General features: G+C 69.2%; 3 protein-coding genes. 2 read left to right on the top strand and 1 reads right to left on the bottom strand.

Annotation, left to right across the window (positions count from 1 at the left end):
- Both ACWD6R_RS40260 and ACWD6R_RS40255 read left to right on the top strand, forming a co-directional pair.
- Nucleotides 1-249, top strand: a 249-nt coding sequence (locus ACWD6R_RS40260) for a DDE-type integrase/transposase/recombinase (protein ID WP_451823298.1), incomplete at its 5' end; no start/stop codon positions are given.
- A 277-nt stretch (nt 250-526) separates the two neighbouring features.
- Complete coding sequence (locus ACWD6R_RS40255) at nt 527-973, top strand: hypothetical protein (protein ID WP_451823297.1); 447 nt, start codon at nt 527-529, stop codon at nt 971-973.
- Nucleotides 974-1,389: 416 nt separating this feature from the next.
- Here ACWD6R_RS40255 and ACWD6R_RS40250 read toward each other — a convergent pair whose 3' ends face one another.
- Nucleotides 1,390-2,289 (bottom strand): NADP-dependent oxidoreductase, encoded by a 900-nt coding sequence (locus ACWD6R_RS40250; protein ID WP_451823296.1) that lies wholly within the window; start codon nt 2,287-2,289, stop codon nt 1,390-1,392.
- Nucleotides 2,290-2,537: the final 248 nt, after the last annotated feature.

Raw genomic sequence — 2,537 nt, 5'->3', positions numbered from 1 at the left:
TCCCACAAGGGCCTGAACAACCGGGCCGAGAACAGTCATCAGCCCACCCGGCAACGCGAACGGGCGATGAAAGGCTTCCGCAGCGTGGGCGCCGCACAGCGGTTCCTGTCCGCGTTCAGCGGCATCTCACCCCCCTTCCGGCCCCGCCGCCACCTGATGACCGGCACCCAACACCGCGCCGAAATGACCGTCCGCTTCACCATCTGGGAGCAGATCCCCGGCGTCACCGGCCGGCCTGCCGCGGCCTGAGCCCAGGGCCGGCACCCGGCCCCACCACACCCCGACACACCGTCAGACACCCACACACCCAACAACGTGACAACGCCCGCGGAATCCAAGGTCGAGTTGCACGCGGCGATCCGCCGCGATGCGCGTGTGGGGCTGTCGTACCGGGGCTCTGCAGCGCAAGTACGAGGTGGGCCTCTTCGAACGGTGAAGGCGGCGTTGACCTCTGCGTGGCCGGAGCCGCGCAAGATGCCGCCGCCTCGCAGGAATCGGCCTGACCGGGCTGCCGCACACTGGACCGGTGAACGCATTCGAGGAGTACCTCGTGGACTGGGAGCTCGACGACGCGTGGCGGCCGGTCGTGGAGCGGCTTGCCGAGCGGGTGGCGACGTGGCCTTCCACAGCCCCGGAACCGGCGGACTTCTGCGTGGCCGCACCCGTCGACGTGCTGTGGCACAAGGGAGTGCTCGTCTGGACGTGGACCGGTGCGAACGGCGCCGTCTGCCTGGGCGGCCAGTTCGACACGGCCGGTCTGCGGTGTGGGGCGCTCAACCCGCACAACCCCGGGGACCACCTCGACACGTGGTATGTGGTGGCGCGCCACGGCAGGACGCTGGAGAGCCTGGCCGACGAATTCCTCGGGTGGATCGCCCGCGAGAACCCGACCCCGCCGACCCCGGCAACGCCCCCATGGCCAACGCCTTCCAATGGGCCGGATACGTCAACTTCGACGGCGCGATCAACATGACCTGGAGCTGATCGAGAGGACCAGCCGCTGTCACTTCTCGTCGACATTTCCCGGTCCTGTGATCGACAAGTGCTGCCTAAACTCGCGAACAACCGCTGTCGCTTCTCACCTACGAAGCCACGCGGACGACGCCGACGGTGTCGTACCCGATCCGGTGGGACCGCAGCCAGTAGGTGCGGCTCTGCACAACGAAGGGCCGTACCCTCATACGTGGGCGCCCGCAGCCAGCTCGAATGGCTGCGGGGGCCTTCGTGCGTTCCTGGACGGTCAGCGGTCCGTGGCGGCCGCGGCGCGGCCCCGGCGTGAGCAAACCTCGCCAGCACCTCCTCGGTCGCCCACCCTCGGCCTGACGACTTCTCGATCGCGCCTGGCGGGCACCGTGGCCCAGCATCGGGATCGGGCGGTGCCCGGTCGGGTCATGCTCGGGTGAGCACGATCTTCTTACCGCCGGCCCGTCCGGTAACCACCCGGGCGAACGCAGCCGGTCCCTCGCTCAGCGGCAGGGGTTCCGGTGCGAGTTTCAAGGTTCCCGCGGCGGCCTGCTCCGCCAGCTGGACAAGCTGCGCGGCGTTGGGCTCGACGTAGAGGTCCCAACTCGTGATGCCTCGTTCCTCCGGAGGCGCGTCCGAGGTCAGGGAGCACAGTCGGCCGCCGTCCCGCACCAAAGGCAGGGAGGCGTCCGCCGTGCTGGTGGCGATGATGAGGGCGGCGTCGAACCCGCCGCGTACCCTGGCCGACCAGTTCGGGTCGTGGTAGTCGACGACCTCCATCGCTCCCAGACCAAGCAGGCGCTCTACGGCGGCAGTAGACGCGGTCGCGGTCACCTCGATGCCCTTGGCCGCGGCGAGCTGGATGGCCAGGGCTCCGGTGGCCCCGCCTCCGTTGGTAATCAGGAGCCGCTGTCCTCGGCTGAGGTCCAGCTTCTCCAGGGCCTGCAACGCGGTGAGTCCGTTGACCGGCAGCGCCGCCGCGTGCACGGCGTCCAGCCCGGGTGGGCAGGCTGCCGCGTGATCCGCGTTGATCAGAACGCGTTCGGCCCAGAAGCCGCTTCCCCCGGGCAGCGGGGCCTCGTGTGCGAGCACCCGGTCGCCTACGGCAAACCCGGTGACACCCGCGCCGACGGCCAGCACCTTGCCCGCGCCCTCCACTCCCAGCGCCGCCGGGGGGCGCAGCCCCACGTCCCAGCCAGCGCCGTTTAGCAGTTGGTCCCACGGGCCGACCCCGGCCGCCTCAACCGCCACCAGGATCTGACCGGGCCCGGGAGATGACGGTTCGGGCAACTCCAGCAGGGCGACTTCCTTCTCGGCCCTGGACACTCCGCACGCCTTCACAGCAGATCTTTGTCCTCTCACTCAGTCCGGCCGACCGGGAGGTACGGGCCGGAAACCCAAAGCAGGCAGCAGTGTCGACCTCGGGATCCCCTACAGAGGTCGGTCGTGGTCTCAGCCGCATTGGTGTCGAGCCTATGCAGCTAGTGCTGTGACCGGGAAGGTTCACCGGGTTGCTAGTCACGGCCAGAACTGGTGAGACGGTTGGATGTGGTGACACATTCGATCCGGCAAGG

The organism is Streptomyces sp. NPDC005151 (assembly GCF_053599875.1).
Note: the sequence above shows the minus strand (reverse complement) of the source record. Positions and strands in the feature narration are given on the sequence as shown.